The organism is Aquitalea pelogenes (genome assembly GCF_041914625.1).
Lineage (GTDB): Bacteria > Pseudomonadota > Gammaproteobacteria > Burkholderiales > Chromobacteriaceae > Aquitalea > Aquitalea pelogenes.
In genome coordinates this window covers 29,421-45,597 of record NZ_JAYSDA010000020.1, presented here as the reverse complement: position 1 = coordinate 45,597, position 16,177 = coordinate 29,421, and the positions used below count along the sequence as shown (strand labels likewise).

The window sequence follows — 16,177 nt, the reverse complement described above, 5'->3', positions numbered from 1 at the left end:
GGTGTTGGCATTGTCCTGCCTTATGGGCGAGTTGATTCCTGGGATTTTTCTGATCTTTGTGTCGGATGTGACGCAAGGACCAGCCGGTCAAAGGCCAGCAAAAAGCGATGCCGGGCTTCGGCATGATCTTCCGGGGTGCAACTGTTCAGGTTGCGTAGCGCGATGCCGGCAATGGTGCTGTGGAACAGCGCCAGTTCATCGGTACTGCAGGTGATGCCGTATTGCTGGAATGCTTCTTTCTTGTTGTTCAACATGCGGCGGTCAAAATCGCTGATCCACTGCTTGAGCCGCGGGTCGGTTTCTGCTGCCACGGTAACCGCCACCATCAGGCGGGCAATGCGGGTGTCACATACGTTGTTGCACATCCGCAGCCGGAAATCCTCCAGGCTGCCCAAGGCGGCAGGTTCGCTGCAGTCCTGAGCATTGATCACCAATTGACAGCCGTGTTCCACCACCACGGTTAATAAATCGTTGCGGGTGGGAAAGTAATAAGTCAGATGGCTTTGCCGCAGCCCGGCCTGGCGCGCAACCTTGCTTTGGCTGAATCCCATGATACCGTCATGAAGCAGGACTTCCAAGGCGGCTTCAATCAGCCGGGTGCGCGGGTCCTTATCGGTATCGGTGGGGACGGACTTTCTGGATGCTTGGGATGCTGACATGGTATTTGGTTGAATTACCAAAACCAGTAGAAGCTAACAATGTTTAACCCTTAAATCCAGTACTCGCGGTCGAATTAACTGGCCTGGCGGTCAAATATGGATATTTGATGCAAATTTGATACAGAACAAGAAGGATGCGCGTGGGCTGTTGCCGCAATGTTTGCCGGTTTGGCACTACAGGGAGAATGGGGAAACTAAATATGCCAATTAAATCATATTTTATGAATAAAAATTCAAATGGCATTTTTGTTGAGCGAAAAATCAAGGGCTACCCTATATCAGCTTTGGTCAAACAGGTTTTGATTCAGGTCATGTTTTGCCTGATTAGTTCTCCGCAATCCGGTTGAAGCTGCTTAAGTAGCAGGCTTGGCTAGCTGACGTGAACGTAAGACAAAGTTGGCAGCCAGTAACAAGCCGGCACTTCAGAACGGCACGACGCTCGATAAAACACCAGGCCGCAACAGGCCGGAAATTGCAAGGGAACAACAAGTGGAACAACGCATTCACCATGCCGGTCTGGCAGGAAAAATCATGTCGGCTGAGGAGGCCGCCACACACATCCAGCCGGGCATGACCGTGGGCATGAGCGGGTTTACCGGCTCGGGCTACCCCAAGGCAGTGCCGCTGGCGCTGGCTGGCCGTATTGAAGCAGCGCAGGGACGCGGCGAGAAGTTCGCCCTGCGTGTGCTCACCGGGGCCTCCACCGCGCCGGAGCTGGATGGCGCGCTGGCCAAGGCCGGTGGCATTGATTTTCGCCTGCCTTACCAGTCAGACCCGGAGCTGCGCGCACGCATCAACCGTGGCGAAATCGACTATATGGATGTGCATCTGGGCCAGGTGGCGCAATACACCTGGTTCGGCTTTCTGGGCAAGATCGACCTGGCGGTGGTGGAAGTGGCGGGCATCCTGCCGGATGGCCGGCTGATTCCGTCCACCTCCATCGGTAATAACAAGACCTGGCTGGACCTGGCCGACAAGGTGATTCTGGAAGTCAACAGCACCCAGCCGCTGGGTCTGGATGGCATGCATGACATCTATTACGGTACGGCACTGCCGCCCAACCGCCAGCCGATTCCGCTGACACAGGCGGGCGACCGCATTGGCGAGCCGTATTTACGGGTGGACCCGGCCAAGGTGGTGGCGGTGGTGCAAACCCATGCGCCAGACCGTCTGGGCCGCTTTACCCCGCCGGACGAAACCAGCCAGCGCATTGCCGGGCATCTGGTGGAATTCCTCAAGCATGAAATCAGGATGGGCCGTTTGCCGGAGAACCTGCTGCCGCTGCAATCCGGCGTCGGCAATATCGCCAATGCGGTGCTGGGCGGCTTGCGTGATGGTGGTTTCACCAATCTGACCGCCTTTACCGAGGTGATTCAGGACGGCATGCTGGATTTGATCCGCACCGACACCATCCGCATGGCCTCGGCCACCGCCTTGTCACTCAGCCCGGAAGGCGTGCAGGAGTTTGCCCGCAATATCGACCATTACCGTGAACGCATCGTGCTGCGGCCGCAGGAAATCTCCAACCATGCCGAACTGGTTCGCCGTCTGGGCTGTATCGGCATCAATGGCATGGTGGAAGCCGACCTGTACGGCAACGTCAACTCCACCCATGTGGCCGGCACGTCCATCATCAACGGCATTGGCGGCTCGGGTGACTTTGCCCGTAACGGCTTCCTGTCCTGCTTTGTCACCCCAAGCACCGCCAAAAACGGCGCGATTTCCTGCATCGTGCCCATGGTCAGCCATGTCGACCACACTGAGCACGACGTCTGCATCATCGTTACCGAGCAGGGCCTGGCCGATTTGCGCGGCCTGTCGCCCAAACAGCGCGCCCGCACGGTAATAGCCAATTGCGCCCACCCGGACTACCGCCCGCTGTTGCAGGATTACTTCGACCGCGCCTGCCGTGACAGCAAGGGCAAGCACACCCCGCATCTGCTGGGTGAGGCATTGTCCTGGCATGAGCGGCTGGTGGAGCAGGGCAGCATGCGGCCCTGAGTCCCGGCCTGTGCGGGCCAACTGATGGAAACAAAAAGCCCTTGCTGTGAAGCAAGGGCTCAGGCTGCTGACAATCTATTCCCAATCTCCCCGTCTTTTCCCAGAAAGGGAGCCTCGCTTTCCTTTCAGAAAGCGAGAGGCGGCGATCATCTGCAGCCATTCAGCGCGTGTCGGTTTACAGCTCCACTACCTGCTTGCTGCGCAGGGCCTGGGTGATGGCCAGGCCAATGCGGGTGGCTTCGGTGGCATCGGCCAGGCTCAGTGCCAAGGGCTGATCGTGCAGCACGGCATCGACAAAGTGCTGGGCTTCGCTGACAAAGGCCTCGGCAAAGCGCTGGTAGAAGTCCTGCACGCATTCATTGCGCACGCCATGGGCATCGCTGATGTCCACCCGGTTGGCGCGCGGGTTGGCACCGACAGTCAAGCGCCCGGCAGTGGCAAAGATTTCGGTCAGGGTTTCGTGGCCATGCGCCTGGGTGCGCGAAGCATAGAAACAGGCCAGCTTGCCATCGGCAAACTCCAGCATGGCCATGCCATTGTCCACATCGCCGCAGTCGGCCAGTGCCGGGTGCAAGGCATTGGTGCCAGTGGCCCAGACGCGTAGCGGTTGGGGCGAGCCCAGCAGCCAGCGCGCCAGGTCGATATCGTGAATGCTGCAATCCATGAAAATGCCGCCGCTGCTGGGGGCAAACTTGACGAAAAAGCCGTTTTCGTCGTTCAGGTCACAGGTTTGCGAGCGCAACAGATAGGGCTGGCCTACCAGTCCCTGTTGCAGTTTTTCCTCTGCATCCTGATAGCTGGCATCAAAGCGGCGCACAAAACCCACCATGGCCTTGAGCTGAGGATATTCGGCAGCCACAGCCTCCACCTTCTGACAATCTTCCACATTCAAGGCCAGCGGTTTTTCGCAGAACACATGCTTGCCCGCACGCAGGCAGGCGATGATCTGCTGGGCATGCAGCGCGGTGGGGGTGACCAGGAAAACGGCCTCGACATCTGGCTCGGCCAGCATGGCCTCCAGTGTATGGTGGCGGTGGACGCCGGGCAGGTGTTCTGCCGCCCAGCCCAGTTCTTCATCCACTGGTGAGCAGGCTGCCACCAGCCGGGCACCACGAATGCGATCACGCAGATTGAGCGCATGACGGCGGCCAAGCCGGCCCAGGCCGACAATGCCGATATTGAGTTCAGACATGACTTCTCCCTGCCCACCGGCAAAATGGCGGTGGGCATGTGACAGAGGAAGGGAAGGCTTACAGGCTGATCAGGCGGTTTTCCTGCCAGGAGCGGGTGGCAGCATCGGCCAGCTCCAGTGCCTTGACGCCGTCTTCCACCGTGGTGCGCGGGGTGACGCCGTGCTGCACCACGTCAAAGAAATGTGCCATTTCCAGTGCGTAGGCAGCACGGTAGCGTTCCAGGAAAAAGTGTTCCGGCAGATCGGTGCTGACTTGCTGGCCACCATAGGCAGTCACTTCGGTAGGGCGGTGATTACCGGCCTGCAACATGCCCAGGCTGCCCAGCACTTCAAAGCGCTGGTCGTAACCATAGGCAGCGCGGCGGCTGGTGTTGATCTGGCACAGGCGACCGGAGCGGGTGCGGATGGTGACGGCGGTGGTGTCGGCGTCTCCTGCCTCGCCAATGGCCGGGTCGGTCAGCACACTGGCCGTGGCCTGCACGCTGACGGCTTCGTCAGCCAGAATCCAGCGGCAGATGTCGAAGTCGTGAATCAGCATGTCCTTGAAAATGCCGCCGGAGCGCTTGATGTAGTCCACCGGCGGCGCACCCGGGTCGCGGCTGGTTACCACCAGCACTTCCGGCTGGCCGATTTCCCCGGCTTCAATGCGCGCTTTCACTGCGGCAAAAGTAGGGTCGTAGCGGCGCTGGAAGCCGATCAGGCAGGCCACGCCTGCTTCTTTCACCGCAGCAGCACACTGGCGGGCGCGTTCCAGCGTCAGGTCCACCGGCTTTTCGCAGAAGATGGCCTTGCCATGCGCCGCAGCACGCAGGATGAGGTCGGCATGGGTATCGGTACTGGAGGCAATGACGACTGCGCCGACTTCCGGGTCGGCCAGTGCACTGTCGATATCGCTTACGCTGGCGCCGTATTGCGCCGCCAGTTCCTGCGCCGAAGGCTGGTGGGTGTCGACGACATACTTCAGGTGTGCACCGGGCTGGGCGGCCAGGTTGGCGGCGTGGATCTTGCCGATACGGCCGGCACCGAACAGGGCTACTGCGGTCATTGCTGTCTCCTCATACGTGTTGTTGGCCAACCGTGCGGCTGATTGGCAGGTTTGCAGAGCAGTATATGTTGGAAAATAATTTCTGAAAAATATTTTTTTGGAAATTTTATTTTCTGTCGCAGAAGCCTACACTCACCAACGTATTGGCATGTCATCAGCTGTTTACTGCCGCTGCGATGCGAGATACGGGAATCTGCTTTGTGGCTGATGCAGATCCACTACTGTTGTGCAGTGCAGCAACATGCCTTGACGGCGGCGACGAGTTGATGAAAATTGTTTTTCAAAATAAAATTAAAATGAAAAATAATTTGCAATCATCCGGAAATCTTATATCGTAGTGGCAAGCTGTTCCTTACTCTCGATCACGTCATGCTGGCACCGCCCTGTCAGCTGATGTCATCGCCCCCTGGAGAATGGATGTGAAAACCGTACGTCTCACCGTGGCCCAAGCGCTGGTGCGCTATCTGGCCGCGCAGTTTGTCACCATGCCGGATGGCAGCCGGGAGCGGCTGTTTGGTGGCGTGTGGGCCATATTCGGCCACGGCAATGTGGCCGGTCTGGGCGAAGCCTTGCAGGCAGCGCAGGATGTGCTGCCCACCTTGCGCGCCCATAACGAGCAGGGCATGGCACTGGCCGCTACCGCCTATGCCAAGGCGCATTTTCGCCGTCGCATGATGGCGGTCAGCACCTCCATCGGCCCTGGTTGTACCAATCTGGTCACTGCCGCTGCGGTGGCCCATGTCAACCGCCTGCCCATGCTGTTGTTGCCGGGTGATGTGTTCATCTCGCGTGCACCGGACCCGGTATTGCAGCAAGTGGAAGACTTTCAGGATGGTGGAGTGACGGCGGTGGATTGCCTGCGGCCGGTATCGCGTTACTTCGACCGCATCGTGGTGCCATCCCAGTTGCTGACCGCCTTGCCGCGTGCCATTGCCACCCTTACCGACCCGGCTCAGTGCGGTCCGGTGACACTGGCCCTGCCGCAGGACGTGCAGGCGCAGGCCTTTGACTGGCCGGAAGCCTTCTTTGCCGAGCGTGACATCCATTTTCGTCAGCCACCGGCGGAACCCACCGAGCTGGCGGCTCTGGCCAGCCTGTTGCGCCAGGCCAAACGCCCGCTCATCGTGTGTGGTGGCGGGGTACTGTACAGCGCGGGTGGTACTGACGCGCTACGCCAGTTTGCCGAAACACACGGTATTCCGGTTGGCGAGAGTCAGGCGGGCAAGGGCGCGCTGAGCTGGGATCACCCCTTGCTGGCCGGCTCCATCGGCGTGACCGGTTCCCCGGCGGCCAACGAGCTGGCCGCGCAAGCCGACCTGGTGCTGGCGGTGGGCAGTCGTTTGCAGGACTTCACCACCGGCTCGCATGCGCTGTACGCGCAGGCCACGCTGTTGTCCATCAATGTGAATGGCTTTGATGCCGGCAAGTGGGGTGGCCACAGCCTGCAATGTGATGCTGCGGTGGGTCTGGCGGCACTGAGTGCCGCGCTGGAAGGCTGGCAGGCCGATGCCGACTGGACCGCGCACAGCCAGCGACTGTGCAATGGCTGGCGTCGTCAAGTGGACGAAATTGTGCGCAGCCCGCGTGCCAGCCTGCCCACCTATGCCGAGGCCATCGGCGCAGTGCAGGCCTCGGCGGCGGATTCGGCCGAACGCGACATCGTGGTGTGCGCTGCCGGTACGCTGCCGGCCGAGCTGCACAAGTTGTGGCGCACCAGTACGCCCGGTGGTTATCACATGGAGTACGGCTTTTCCTGCATGGGTTATGAAGTGGCCGGTGGCCTGGGGGTGAAGATGGCCCGGCCAGAACGCGAAGTCATCGTGATGGTGGGCGATGGCAGCTATTTGATGCTGAACAATGAGCTGGCCACTTCGGTGATGCTGGGTCACAAGATCATCGTGGTGCTGCTGGACAATGCCGGTTACGCCTGCATCAACCGCTTGCAGCAGGCATGCGGCGGTGCGCCTTTCAACAATATGCTGGTCGACTGTCTGCATGGCGAGCATGGCATCCCGCAGGTCGATTTTGCCCGGAATGCCCGTTCGCTGGGTGCCGAGGCCGAAACCGTCGGCTCGGTGGCCGAACTGCTGGCCGCCATGGTGCGCGCCCGGGCATCCAGCCGCAGTTATCTGATCCAGCTGCGTATCGATGGCCCGCAATGCACGCCCGAAGGCGGCAGTTGGTGGGAAGTGGGCATTCCGGAAGTGTCCGAACGCGAAGCGGTACGCAATGCCCGTGCCGACTATGAACAGGCCCGCCAGCGTCAGCGCCTGGGCTGAGCCGGATGACAACAAGGAGAGAGAGCGTGACAGATTTCGATGTGCGTATTGGCATCAACCCCATTTCCTGGAGTAATGACGACCTGCCGCAACTGGGTGGACATATTCCGCTGGAAACCTGCCTGCAGGAGGGCGCGGAAATCGGCTATGCCGGCTTCGAGCTGGGCAACAAGTTTCCCAAAGACCCGCAGGCCCTGCGCGACAAGATGGCCGAATACGGCGTGGCGGTGGTGTCCGGCTGGCATTCCGGTCATCTGGCCGAGGGCTCGGTGGAAGATGAAATCGCAGCAGCCACTGCCCATGTGGACAAGCTGGTGTTCAACGGTTGCCAGGTGCTGGTGTATGGCGAGGTGGCCGGTTCGGTGCAGGGACAGCAGCAAACGCCACTTTCGCAACGGCCTCGCTTTGCCAGCCAGCAGCAATGGCGGGATTACGCCGCGCGGCTGGATGCCTTTGCTGCCTGGCTGAAGGGCAAGGGCATCACGCTGGCTTATCACCATCACATGGGTGCGTATTGCGAAACCAGTGCCGATCTGGACTTGCTGATGTCACTCACCGGGCCGGATGTCGGCTTGCTGTTTGATACCGGCCACATCACTTTTGCCGGGGGTGACGCCTATGTCGAGCTGCTCAAGCACGTGGACCGCGTGGTGCATGTGCATTGCAAGGATGTGCGACGGACGGTGATGCAACAGGCCAGGGCGGAAAACTGGAGCTTTCTGGATGCCGTGCTCAAGGGGGTATTTACCGTACCGGGTGACGGCATGATCGACTTCGCTCCCATCCTTGCCACGCTGCAACGGTATGGCTACCGGGGCTGGCTGGTGGTGGAAGCCGAGCAGGACCCGGCGTTGGCACCCAGCTATGAATATGCCAAGAAGGGTTACGACTATCTGGCCGCCTTGTGTGCCAGCCTGCGCCAGCCGGTTGTTGCCTGAAAACGCTTGTTGCCAGTGCAACTGGTCGCTGAGTCAGTAGCCATGCCATGTCGGCATGGCTTTTTCATTTTTTCGCCCTTCTTGTTGCATTTGTGCCCGGTTAAAACCCGTTAAATCAAGGGGATGGCCATGCAGTGCATGGCGCTGTGGCAGGACCCTGGCCAGCCGGGGCAACGGGTTCATCTGGCAAAATATAGAAAAACATTTCTAAGTGCGGTGCAGCATGAAATTTTATTTGCAATATTGATGCGGCTCACTTATCTTAGCTGCACGACAACACGATATGCGCTTCGCATTGCACTGCAACATGAGCGGTCGGCGGCATGTCGGGATCGAACCCACACCATAAGGACAGGAGACGCATCAATGAAACGCATCACCAAGCTTGCTGGTTCCGCAGTGTTCTTTTCCCTCACCATGCTGGCCATGCCGGCATCCGCTGCCAAACTGGGCGTGACCATGTCCGCCTTTGACGACAACTTCCTCACCGTGCTGCGCAATAACATGAAAACCTACGCCGGTAGCCAGAAGGGTGTGGACATCCAGTTTGAAGATGCGCAGAACGACGTTGGCCGCCAGCTCAGCCAGGTACAAAACTTTATTGCCCAGAAAGTGGACGCCATCATCGTCAACGTGGTGGATACCGATGCCACACCGAAAATCACCAAGCTGGCGCAAAGCGCCGGCATTCCGCTGGTGTACGTAAACCGCATGCCGGCTGACAAGACCCTGCCTGCCAAGGTGGCATTTGTCGGCTCCAACGAGGCCGAATCCGGCACCGTACAGATGAAAGAGGTGTGCCGCCTGATGAAGGGCAAGGGCAATATCGTGGTGATGATGGGCGACCTGGCCAACCAGGCAGCACGTCAGCGTACCAAGGACGTGGAAGAAGTCATCGCCAAGGCCCCGTGTAACGGCATCAGGATTGTAGAAAAACAGACCGCCAAATGGTCGCGCACCGATGGCCGCGACCTGATGATGAACTGGCTGAGTGCCGGCCTGCAGTTTGATGCCGTGGTGTCCAATAACGACGAAATGGCACTGGGTGCCATCCAGGCGCTCAAGTCTGCCAAGCGTCTGGACAAAACCATCGTGGCTGGCGTGGACGCCACCCAGGATGCCCTCACCGCGATGAAAAACGGCGAGCTGAAAGTCACCGTGTTCCAGAATGCCGCCGGTCAGGGCAAGGGTGCGGTAGACACCGCATTGAAGCTGTCGCGTGGCGAGAAGCTGCCGTCGATGATCTGGGTGCCGTTCGAGCTGGTCACCCCGGCCAACCTGAAGAACTACCAGTCGCGCAACTAATGCTGAAGCGGGCGGTAGCAAGAGACTGCCGCCCGGTACTCAAGGAGGAGAGCAAGCCATGTTGAGCCTGGCCCCGGAAAAACCGAAGGCAGCCGCACCGTCCCACCCGCCGGTGAACAGCGAAACGCTGCTGATTGAAGTGGAAGGCGTGCGCAAGGCTTTTCCCGGTGTGGTGGCGCTGGATGATGTGTCCTTCCGCCTGCGCGCCGGAACCGTGCATGCGCTGATGGGCGAAAACGGCGCCGGCAAGTCCACGCTGATGAAGATCCTGGCCGGGGTGTATATCCCGGACAAGGGCGTGTACCGCCTGCACGGCCGCGAAATTGCGCTGACTTCGCCGCTGGATGCCCTGGAAAACGGCATCGCCATGATTCATCAGGAACTCAACCTGATGCCCTTCATGAGCATTGCCGAAAACATCTGGATCCGTCGCGAGCCGCTGAACCGCTTCGGCCTGATCGACCACGCCAGGATGTACCAGATGACCCGCGAGCTGTTTGCCCAGCTGGCCATCGATCTGGACCCCGAGGCCAAGGTGGCCAGCCTGAGCATTTCCAGCCGCCAGATGGTGGAGATTGCCCGTGCGGTGTCGTACAACTCCGACGTGCTGATCATGGACGAACCCACGTCAGCGCTGACCGAACACGAAGTCGCCCACCTGTTCCGCATCGTGCGCATGCTGCGCGAACAGGGCAAGGGCATCATCTACATCACCCACAAGATGAACGAGCTGTTCGAAATTGCCGACGAGGTGTCGGTATTCCGCGATGGCCATTTCATCGGCTGCAAGCGGGTGGAGCAGCTGACGCATGATGAAGTGATCCGCATGATGGTGGGGCGTGAAATCACCGAGATGTTCCCCAAGACCATCGTGCCGATTGGCGAGGTGGCACTGGAAGTGGAACACCTCACCCTCGATGGCGTATTCCACGATGTGTCCTTTTCCGTGCGTCAGGGAGAAATTCTCGGCGTGGCAGGGCTGATCGGCTCCGGCCGCAGCAATGTGGCGGAAACCCTGTTTGGCGTCAGCCCTGCCAGCAGCGGCCAGATCCGCATCAATGGCCAGGCGGTGACGGTGGATTCCCCGCGTACTGCCATGCAACACGGCATGGCCTTTCTCACCGAAGACCGCAAGGACACCGGCTGTTTTCTCAACCTGAGCATTCAGGAAAACATGCAGATCTCGGTGCTGGGCGGTGACAACCTCAAGGCCGGTTTTGTCCGCCAGCAGGCGCTGGACAGCATGTGCGCAGCCATGTCCGGCACGCTGCGGGTGAAAACGCCGAATCTGGACGAGCGCATCGAAAACCTGTCCGGTGGCAACCAGCAAAAAGTGCTGATTGGCCGCTGGCTGCTGACCAACCCGAAAATACTGATTCTGGACGAACCCACCCGCGGCATCGACGTGGGCGCCAAGGCCGAAATCCACAAGCTGATCTGCAAGCTGGCCGGGCAGGGTGTGGCCGTCATCATGATTTCGTCCGAGTTGCCCGAAGTCCTGGGCATGAGCGACCGCATCATGGTGATGCACGAGGGCAGGGTGACCGGCATTGTCGACCGGGCCGACGCCACCCAGGTCAGCATCATGACACTGGCTGCCGGCTGACACTGCCGCCAGCCAGGCAAAGCACAATAACAGCAGGAGAAGACGAGATGGCAATCAGCAATACGCAGCCGCTGGACAAGGCAGCAAAATCCGGCGCATTTGGCTTCAGGATTCCCGCCGAAGCACGCATTTTCATGGTGCTGCTGGGCGTGGCCCTGATATTCGAACTGTTGGGATGGCTGTTCGTCGGCCAGAGCTTCATCGCCAACAAGGAAAGACTGATCGTGATGGTGCTGCAGGTATCGGTCATCGGCATCATCGCGGTGGGCGTCACCCAGATCATCATCATGGGCGGTATCGACCTCTCATCCGGCTCGGTGGTGGCGCTCACCGCCATGGTGTCGGCCAGTCTGGCGCAAACCTCCGACTTTGCCCGCGCCGTATTCCCCGCGCTGACCGACCTGCCGGTGATTGCACCGCTGGCAGCCGGTTTGCTGGTGGGGCTGGTGTGCGGCCTGATCAACGGCACGGTGATTGCCAAGACCGCCATTCCGCCCTTCATCGCCACGCTGGGGGTGATGGTGACTGCACGCGGCATGGCCAAGTGGTACACCAAGGGTGAGCCCATCAGCATGCTGTCGGACAACTATGCCGCGATTGGTGCCGGCATCAACCCGGTCATCATCTTCCTGGTGACGGCGCTGGTGTTCCACATCATCCTCAGCTACACCCGCTACGGCAAATACACTTACGCCATCGGTGCCAACCGTGCCGCTGCGCGGGTGGCCGGCATCAATGTCAACCGCCACCTGATCCTGGTGTACACCGTGGCCGGCCTGCTGTCTGGTCTGGCCGGGGTGGTGACCTCGGCGCGGGCGGTGTCCGGTCAGGCCGGCATGGGCATGATGTACGAGCTGGACGCGATTGCCGCTGCGGTCATCGGTGGCACCTCGCTCAATGGTGGCCTGGGCAAGATTACCGGCACGGTGATCGGCACGCTGATTCTGGGCACCATGACCTCCGGCTTCACCTTCCTGCGTATCGACGCTTATTACCAGGAAATCGTCAAAGGCATCATCATCGTGGTGGCCGTGGTGGCAGACCAGTACCGCCAGCGTAATCGCCGCAGCTGATAGCCAGGCATCACACAGCGGGTGTGGCAGCAGTTAAACTGTGGCCGGAGTCACACCCGGCTGTCCTGATGCGGCATGACAATGCGGCAGGAATCTCTCAGCAGGGTGTTGATCGGGAAGGTGCGCCTTCCCGTTTTTTCATTGTTGCGGAAACCTGTTGTGCGCCCGAATCCAGTTGTGAGAGTAGATCAAGCGGTACGTCCCGGACTGGCAGAAGCCACGCTGGTACTGGTGACCCTGATTGCCGGTTTTGGCTGGCTGTGTTCCAAGGAAGTGCTGCGCGGCATGCCGCCCTTGTTGTTTCTGGGAGTGCGCTTTGGCAGTGCCGGTGTGGTGCTGGCCTTGCTGGCGCGCTGGCGTGCCCAGCCATTGCCTTGGCGTCTGCCTGCCAGCAGCTGGTGGAGTGCGCTGATGCTGGCCTTGGCCATGGTGCTGTGGATGCTGGCCTTGCAGCAAAGCAACAACCTGGGCGTGGGTGCCTTCATCGGTAGCCTGGGCGTGGTGCTGGCACCAGTGCTGGCACGGCTGATGTTCGGCACTGTGCTGCTGGCGCAAACCCTGTGGGCCATGCCGCTGGCGGCGCTGGGGGTGGCTGCCATGGCCTTGCATGGTGGCTGGCAGCTGGGTGCGGCCGACAGCCTGTTTCTGGCTTCGGCCGTGGCGATGTCGGTGTTTCTCAATCTGAACGGCAGGGCAGGGGCGAAGGTGCCGGCATTGAGCCTGACCGCCTTGCAGCTGCTGCTGGCCGGAGTGGCCGGTTTGGTCGGCAGTGTACTGGTGGAGCACTGGCCATCCCGGCTGAGCGGTGAGCTGATGGCCTGGCTGCTGGTAAGCATCCTGCTGGCCACCTGTGGCCGCTTCTTCCTGCAAGGCTGGGCGCAGGCGCGGGTGCCAATGCAGCGTTCCGCCTTCATCCTGCTGCTGGAGCCGGTGTGGACCGCCATGCTGGCCTGGTGGTGGTTTGGCAGCGGCATGAGCGCCAGTCAGCTGACCGGCGCGGGACTGATCATGTCGTCCTTGCTGATCAGTCGTCGTAAGCCCCGGCGTCGCGGGTCTCTTCAATCACCAGTTCCAGCCGGTAAGACAGGGCAATGAACAAGGCCTGACACAGGCTGATGGTGCTGGTGAGCGAGCGGAAAGAAAACGCTGTGCCCTCTTTTACCGTCAGCACCGCATCGGCATTGCGTGCCAGCGGGCTTAACTGGCTGTCGGTAATCACCAGCTGCTTTGCCTTGTTTTGTCCGGCCACACGTGCGCAGTAACGGGTTTCCTTGCCATAAGGCTGGAAGCTGATGGCGATCATCAGGTCGTTTTCGCGGATGCTGCGGATCTGGTCGTGGTACATGCCGCCCAGGCCGGATACCAGATGCACCCGCTTGGCCGTGTGCTGCAGGGCATAGCTGATATAGCTGGCAATCGGAAACATGCGCCGCACTGCCACCACATAGATATTGTCCGCCTTCACCAGCAGTTCCACCGCCTTGTCGATGGCCGCCGGGTCCAGCGCTTGCGACAACTCGTCCAGCCCCTGCTGGCAGGCAGCAATGAAGTTCTGCGTCACCTGGGTGTTGCTCAGCGGCGTGTCCTGCGTGGCAATCACGCTGCGGATGCGCTTCTGGTAATTGTTGACATTGCCACCGGCCGGGGCAAAGGCATCGCGGAACACCGTCTGCATGTCGGAAAAGCCGCTGAAGCCAAAGCGCTGGGCAAAACGCACGATGGCGGAAGGTTGCACCTCGCAGGCCTGGGCAATGTCGGTAATGCGCTCCAGCACCAGGGTCTGGCGGTGTTCTTCTACATATTTGGCAATCACTTTCAGCTGCTTGCTCAGGTCTTCGTATTCCTCGGCGATGCGTTGCATCAGCTGATCGGCGCTTATTTCCTTGGTCATGGCAGGAATGTTCGGCAATGTGGATGGCGTCATTTTAGAGTGAAACCGGCGCACTACAAAAACATTTTTCGGAAAATAATTTCTATTAGAAAATAAATACGAAAAAAAAGTTGCATTCGTCAGGCCAGCGATTTATGCTGGACTTCACCGATATGGCTGACGGCGCACTTCCCCGGGCGGGTGGAGGCGGGCCGCAGCGGCGGACAGTCACTCAACGAGACAAAGAATGCACATCATGCAAAACACCACCCATTTTGCTGCCGACCGACCGCTGGACCTGATCTGCCTGGGCAGACTGGCCATCGACTTGTATGCCCGCCAACTGGGAGCCCGGCTGGAAGACGCCAGCAGCTTTGCCCGCTATCTGGGCGGCTCCTCTGCCAACATCGCTTTCGGTACTGCCCGCCTCGGCCTGAAGTCCGCCATGCTGTCCCGCGTGGGCGACGAACACATGGGCCGCTACCTGCTGGACACCCTGACAGCGGAAGGCTGTGATGTCAGCCAGGTGAAGGTGGACCCGGAACGGCTTACCGCGCTGGTGCTGTTGGGCATCAAGGACCGCGATACCTTCCCCCTGCTGTTTTACCGCGAGAACTGTGCCGACATGGCGCTGGAAGAAGCGGATATCAATGAAGACTTCATTGCCTCCAGCAAGGCGCTGCTGATTACCGGCACCCACTTTTCCACTGCCAAGGTAAATGCCGCCAGCCGCAAGGCGCTGGCGCTGGCACGAAAGCATGATGTGCGCACCGTGCTGGATATCGACTATCGCCCGGTGCTGTGGGGCATTACCGGCCGTGGCAATGGCGAAGAGCGCTATATCGCCAGCGATGGTGTGACTGCCCATTTGCAATCGGTACTGCCGCTGTTCGACCTGATTGTCGGTACCGAAGAAGAAATCAATATCGCCGGGGGCTCGGACGATTTGCTCACCAGCCTGGCCACCGTGCGCCAGCTGGCACCACATGCCACGCTGGTGGTGAAGCGTGGCCCGCTGGGCTGCGCGGTGATTCCGGGTGCCATCCCGGCGCGCATCGAGGATGCCTTCTCGGTCAAGGGCGCGCAGGTGGAAGTGATGAATGTGCTGGGCGCAGGTGATGCCTTTCTGTCCGGCTTCCTGTCCGGCTGGCTGCATGGCCGCGACTACGGCTGGTGCTGCACCCGCGCCAATGCCTGCGGCGCACTGGTGGTGTCGCGTCATGGCTGCTCGCCGGCCATGCCCACCCCGGCCGAACTGGATTATTTCCTCGGTCTGGAACAGACACCGCTGCGACCGGGTGACGATGCCACGCTCAGCCGCCTGCACCGGGTCAGCATCAAGCGCAAGCAATGGGATGACCTGTGCGTGTTTGCCTTCGACCACCGCAACCAGTTTTTCGAGCTGGCGCGGCAAAGCGGGGCGGACGAGGCGCGCATTTCCGTGCTCAAGCGCCTGTTGGTGGAGGCGGTGGCGCAAACCGAAAGCGCACTGCAACTGCAAGGCCATATCGGTATTCTGGTGGATGACCGCTACGGCGAGGACGCCATGTATGCCGCCACCGGTCGCGGCTGGTGGATAGGCCGTCCGGTGGAGCTGCCCGGTTCCAACCCGCTGGAATTCGATCGTGGCCGCACCGCCACCGCCCGGCTGGAAAGCTGGCCGCAGGAACACATCATCAAATGTCTGGTGCAGTACCACCCGGACGACACACTGGAAAACCGGCTGGAGCAGGAAGCCCAGGTGCGCGCTATCTACGAAGCCGCTCAACTGAGCGGACATGAGCTGCTGCTGGAAGTGATTCCGTCAAAGAAATTGCCGCAACAGCCGGATACCGTGCTGCGCGCGCTCAAGCGTTTTTACAACCTGGGCATCTATCCGGAGTGGTGGAAGCTGGAATCCATGTCGGCCGCGCAATGGCAGGCGGTGGACGCGCTGCTGGCCGAGCGCGACCCCTATTGCCGTGGCGTGGTGCTGCTGGGCCTGCATGCTTCGCTGGATGTACTGCGTCAGGGCTTTGCCGACGCAGCAGCCAGCCGCAGCTGCCGTGGTTTCATGGTGGGACGCACGCTGTTCCACGAACCGTCACAACGCTGGCTGGCCGGCGAACTGGACGACGCCGGGCTGATTGCCGCTGCGCGCAACAACTTCGAAACCCTGATCGACATCTGGCGCAGCCGTCGCCAGCCGCGCTGAGCACCCGGGAGAACA

The 16,177-nt window shown here is 60.4% G+C and carries 12 protein-coding genes; 8 read left to right on the top strand and 4 right to left on the bottom strand.

Annotation, left to right across the window (positions count from 1 at the left end; genetic code table 11):
* Positions 1-20: 20 nt before the first annotated feature.
* A complete protein-coding gene (locus ACE3SE_RS15160; RefSeq protein WP_374556431.1) occupies positions 21-659 on the bottom strand; it encodes a TetR/AcrR family transcriptional regulator in 639 nt (212 codons plus the stop codon).
* Between the two features lie 531 nt (positions 660-1,190).
* Between ACE3SE_RS15160 and ACE3SE_RS15155 the strand changes: the two genes are divergently transcribed.
* Positions 1,191-2,660 (top strand): acetyl-CoA hydrolase/transferase family protein, encoded by a 1,470-nt coding sequence (locus ACE3SE_RS15155; RefSeq protein WP_062786261.1) that lies wholly within the window; start codon positions 1,191-1,193, stop codon positions 2,658-2,660.
* A 175-nt stretch (positions 2,661-2,835) separates the two neighbouring features.
* On the opposite strand, the gene ACE3SE_RS15150 is transcribed toward ACE3SE_RS15155, so the two are convergent.
* Together ACE3SE_RS15150 and iolG are read right to left on the bottom strand one after the other, a co-directional pair.
* Positions 2,836-3,852 (bottom strand): Gfo/Idh/MocA family oxidoreductase, encoded by a 1,017-nt coding sequence (locus tag ACE3SE_RS15150; RefSeq protein WP_374556429.1) that lies wholly within the window; start codon positions 3,850-3,852, stop codon positions 2,836-2,838.
* A gap of 58 nt (positions 3,853-3,910) precedes the next feature.
* Positions 3,911-4,897 (bottom strand): inositol 2-dehydrogenase, encoded by a 987-nt coding sequence (iolG, locus tag ACE3SE_RS15145; RefSeq protein WP_374556427.1) that lies wholly within the window; start codon positions 4,895-4,897, stop codon positions 3,911-3,913.
* Positions 4,898-5,316: 419 nt separating this feature from the next.
* On the opposite strand from iolG, the gene iolD reads away from it, so the two are divergent.
* The 6 genes from iolD (at position 5,317) to ACE3SE_RS15115 (ending at position 13,193) form a co-directional block, all read left to right on the top strand.
* Positions 5,317-7,176 carry a 3D-(3,5/4)-trihydroxycyclohexane-1,2-dione acylhydrolase (decyclizing) gene (gene iolD / locus ACE3SE_RS15140; protein ID WP_374556425.1) on the top strand — a complete coding sequence of 620 codons (1,860 nt, stop codon included), beginning with the start codon at positions 5,317-5,319 and terminating at the stop codon, positions 7,174-7,176.
* Between the two features lie 26 nt (positions 7,177-7,202).
* Positions 7,203-8,114, top strand: a complete 912-nt coding sequence (gene iolE, locus ACE3SE_RS15135) for a myo-inosose-2 dehydratase (protein WP_374556423.1) — start codon at positions 7,203-7,205, stop codon at positions 8,112-8,114.
* Positions 8,115-8,480: 366 nt separating this feature from the next.
* Positions 8,481-9,419, top strand: coding sequence for a sugar ABC transporter substrate-binding protein (locus tag ACE3SE_RS15130; protein ID WP_045846023.1), 939 nt, complete (start codon positions 8,481-8,483; stop codon positions 9,417-9,419).
* Positions 9,420-9,477: 58 nt separating this feature from the next.
* Entirely contained in the window at positions 9,478-11,025 is a 1,548-nt protein-coding gene (locus tag ACE3SE_RS15125; RefSeq protein WP_374556421.1) for a sugar ABC transporter ATP-binding protein, read from the top strand.
* A gap of 47 nt (positions 11,026-11,072) precedes the next feature.
* On the top strand, positions 11,073-12,098 hold the full coding sequence (locus ACE3SE_RS15120) for an ABC transporter permease (protein WP_045846022.1): 1,026 nt from the start codon (positions 11,073-11,075) through the stop codon (positions 12,096-12,098).
* A gap of 177 nt (positions 12,099-12,275) precedes the next feature.
* Positions 12,276-13,193, top strand: coding sequence for a DMT family transporter (locus ACE3SE_RS15115; RefSeq protein ID WP_374556418.1), 918 nt, complete (start codon positions 12,276-12,278; stop codon positions 13,191-13,193).
* Here the strand turns inward: ACE3SE_RS15115 and ACE3SE_RS15110 are convergent.
* A complete protein-coding gene (locus ACE3SE_RS15110) occupies positions 13,123-13,989 on the bottom strand; it encodes a MurR/RpiR family transcriptional regulator (RefSeq protein ID WP_045846020.1) in 867 nt (288 codons plus the stop codon). The genes ACE3SE_RS15115 and ACE3SE_RS15110 overlap by 71 nt on opposite strands.
* 235 nt (positions 13,990-14,224) lie before the next feature.
* Here ACE3SE_RS15110 and ACE3SE_RS15105 point away from each other — a divergent pair, with 235 nt between their 5' ends.
* On the top strand, positions 14,225-16,162 hold the full coding sequence (locus tag ACE3SE_RS15105; RefSeq protein ID WP_374556416.1) for a bifunctional 5-dehydro-2-deoxygluconokinase/5-dehydro-2-deoxyphosphogluconate aldolase: 1,938 nt from the start codon (positions 14,225-14,227) through the stop codon (positions 16,160-16,162).
* Positions 16,163-16,177 lie beyond the last annotated feature (15 nt).

Bases quoted from the DNA above. Each gene is read 5' to 3' on its own strand.
- ACE3SE_RS15160 (WP_374556431.1), bottom strand. From the start codon at position 659: ATGTCAGCATCCCAAGCATCCAGAAAGTCCGTCCCCACCGATACCGAT.
- ACE3SE_RS15155 (WP_062786261.1), top strand. From the start codon at position 1,191: ATGTCGGCTGAGGAGGCCGCCACACACATCCAGCCGGGCATGACCGTG.
- ACE3SE_RS15150 (WP_374556429.1), bottom strand. From the start codon at position 3,852: ATGTCTGAACTCAATATCGGCATTGTCGGCCTGGGCCGGCTTGGCCGC.
- iolG (WP_374556427.1), bottom strand. From the start codon at position 4,897: ATGACCGCAGTAGCCCTGTTCGGTGCCGGCCGTATCGGCAAGATCCAC.
- ACE3SE_RS15130 (WP_045846023.1), top strand. From the start codon at position 8,481: ATGAAACGCATCACCAAGCTTGCTGGTTCCGCAGTGTTCTTTTCCCTC.
- ACE3SE_RS15125 (WP_374556421.1), top strand. From the start codon at position 9,478: ATGTTGAGCCTGGCCCCGGAAAAACCGAAGGCAGCCGCACCGTCCCAC.
- ACE3SE_RS15120 (WP_045846022.1), top strand. From the start codon at position 11,073: ATGGCAATCAGCAATACGCAGCCGCTGGACAAGGCAGCAAAATCCGGC.
- ACE3SE_RS15110 (WP_045846020.1), bottom strand. From the start codon at position 13,989: ATGACCAAGGAAATAAGCGCCGATCAGCTGATGCAACGCATCGCCGAG.
- ACE3SE_RS15105 (WP_374556416.1), top strand. From the start codon at position 14,225: ATGCAAAACACCACCCATTTTGCTGCCGACCGACCGCTGGACCTGATC.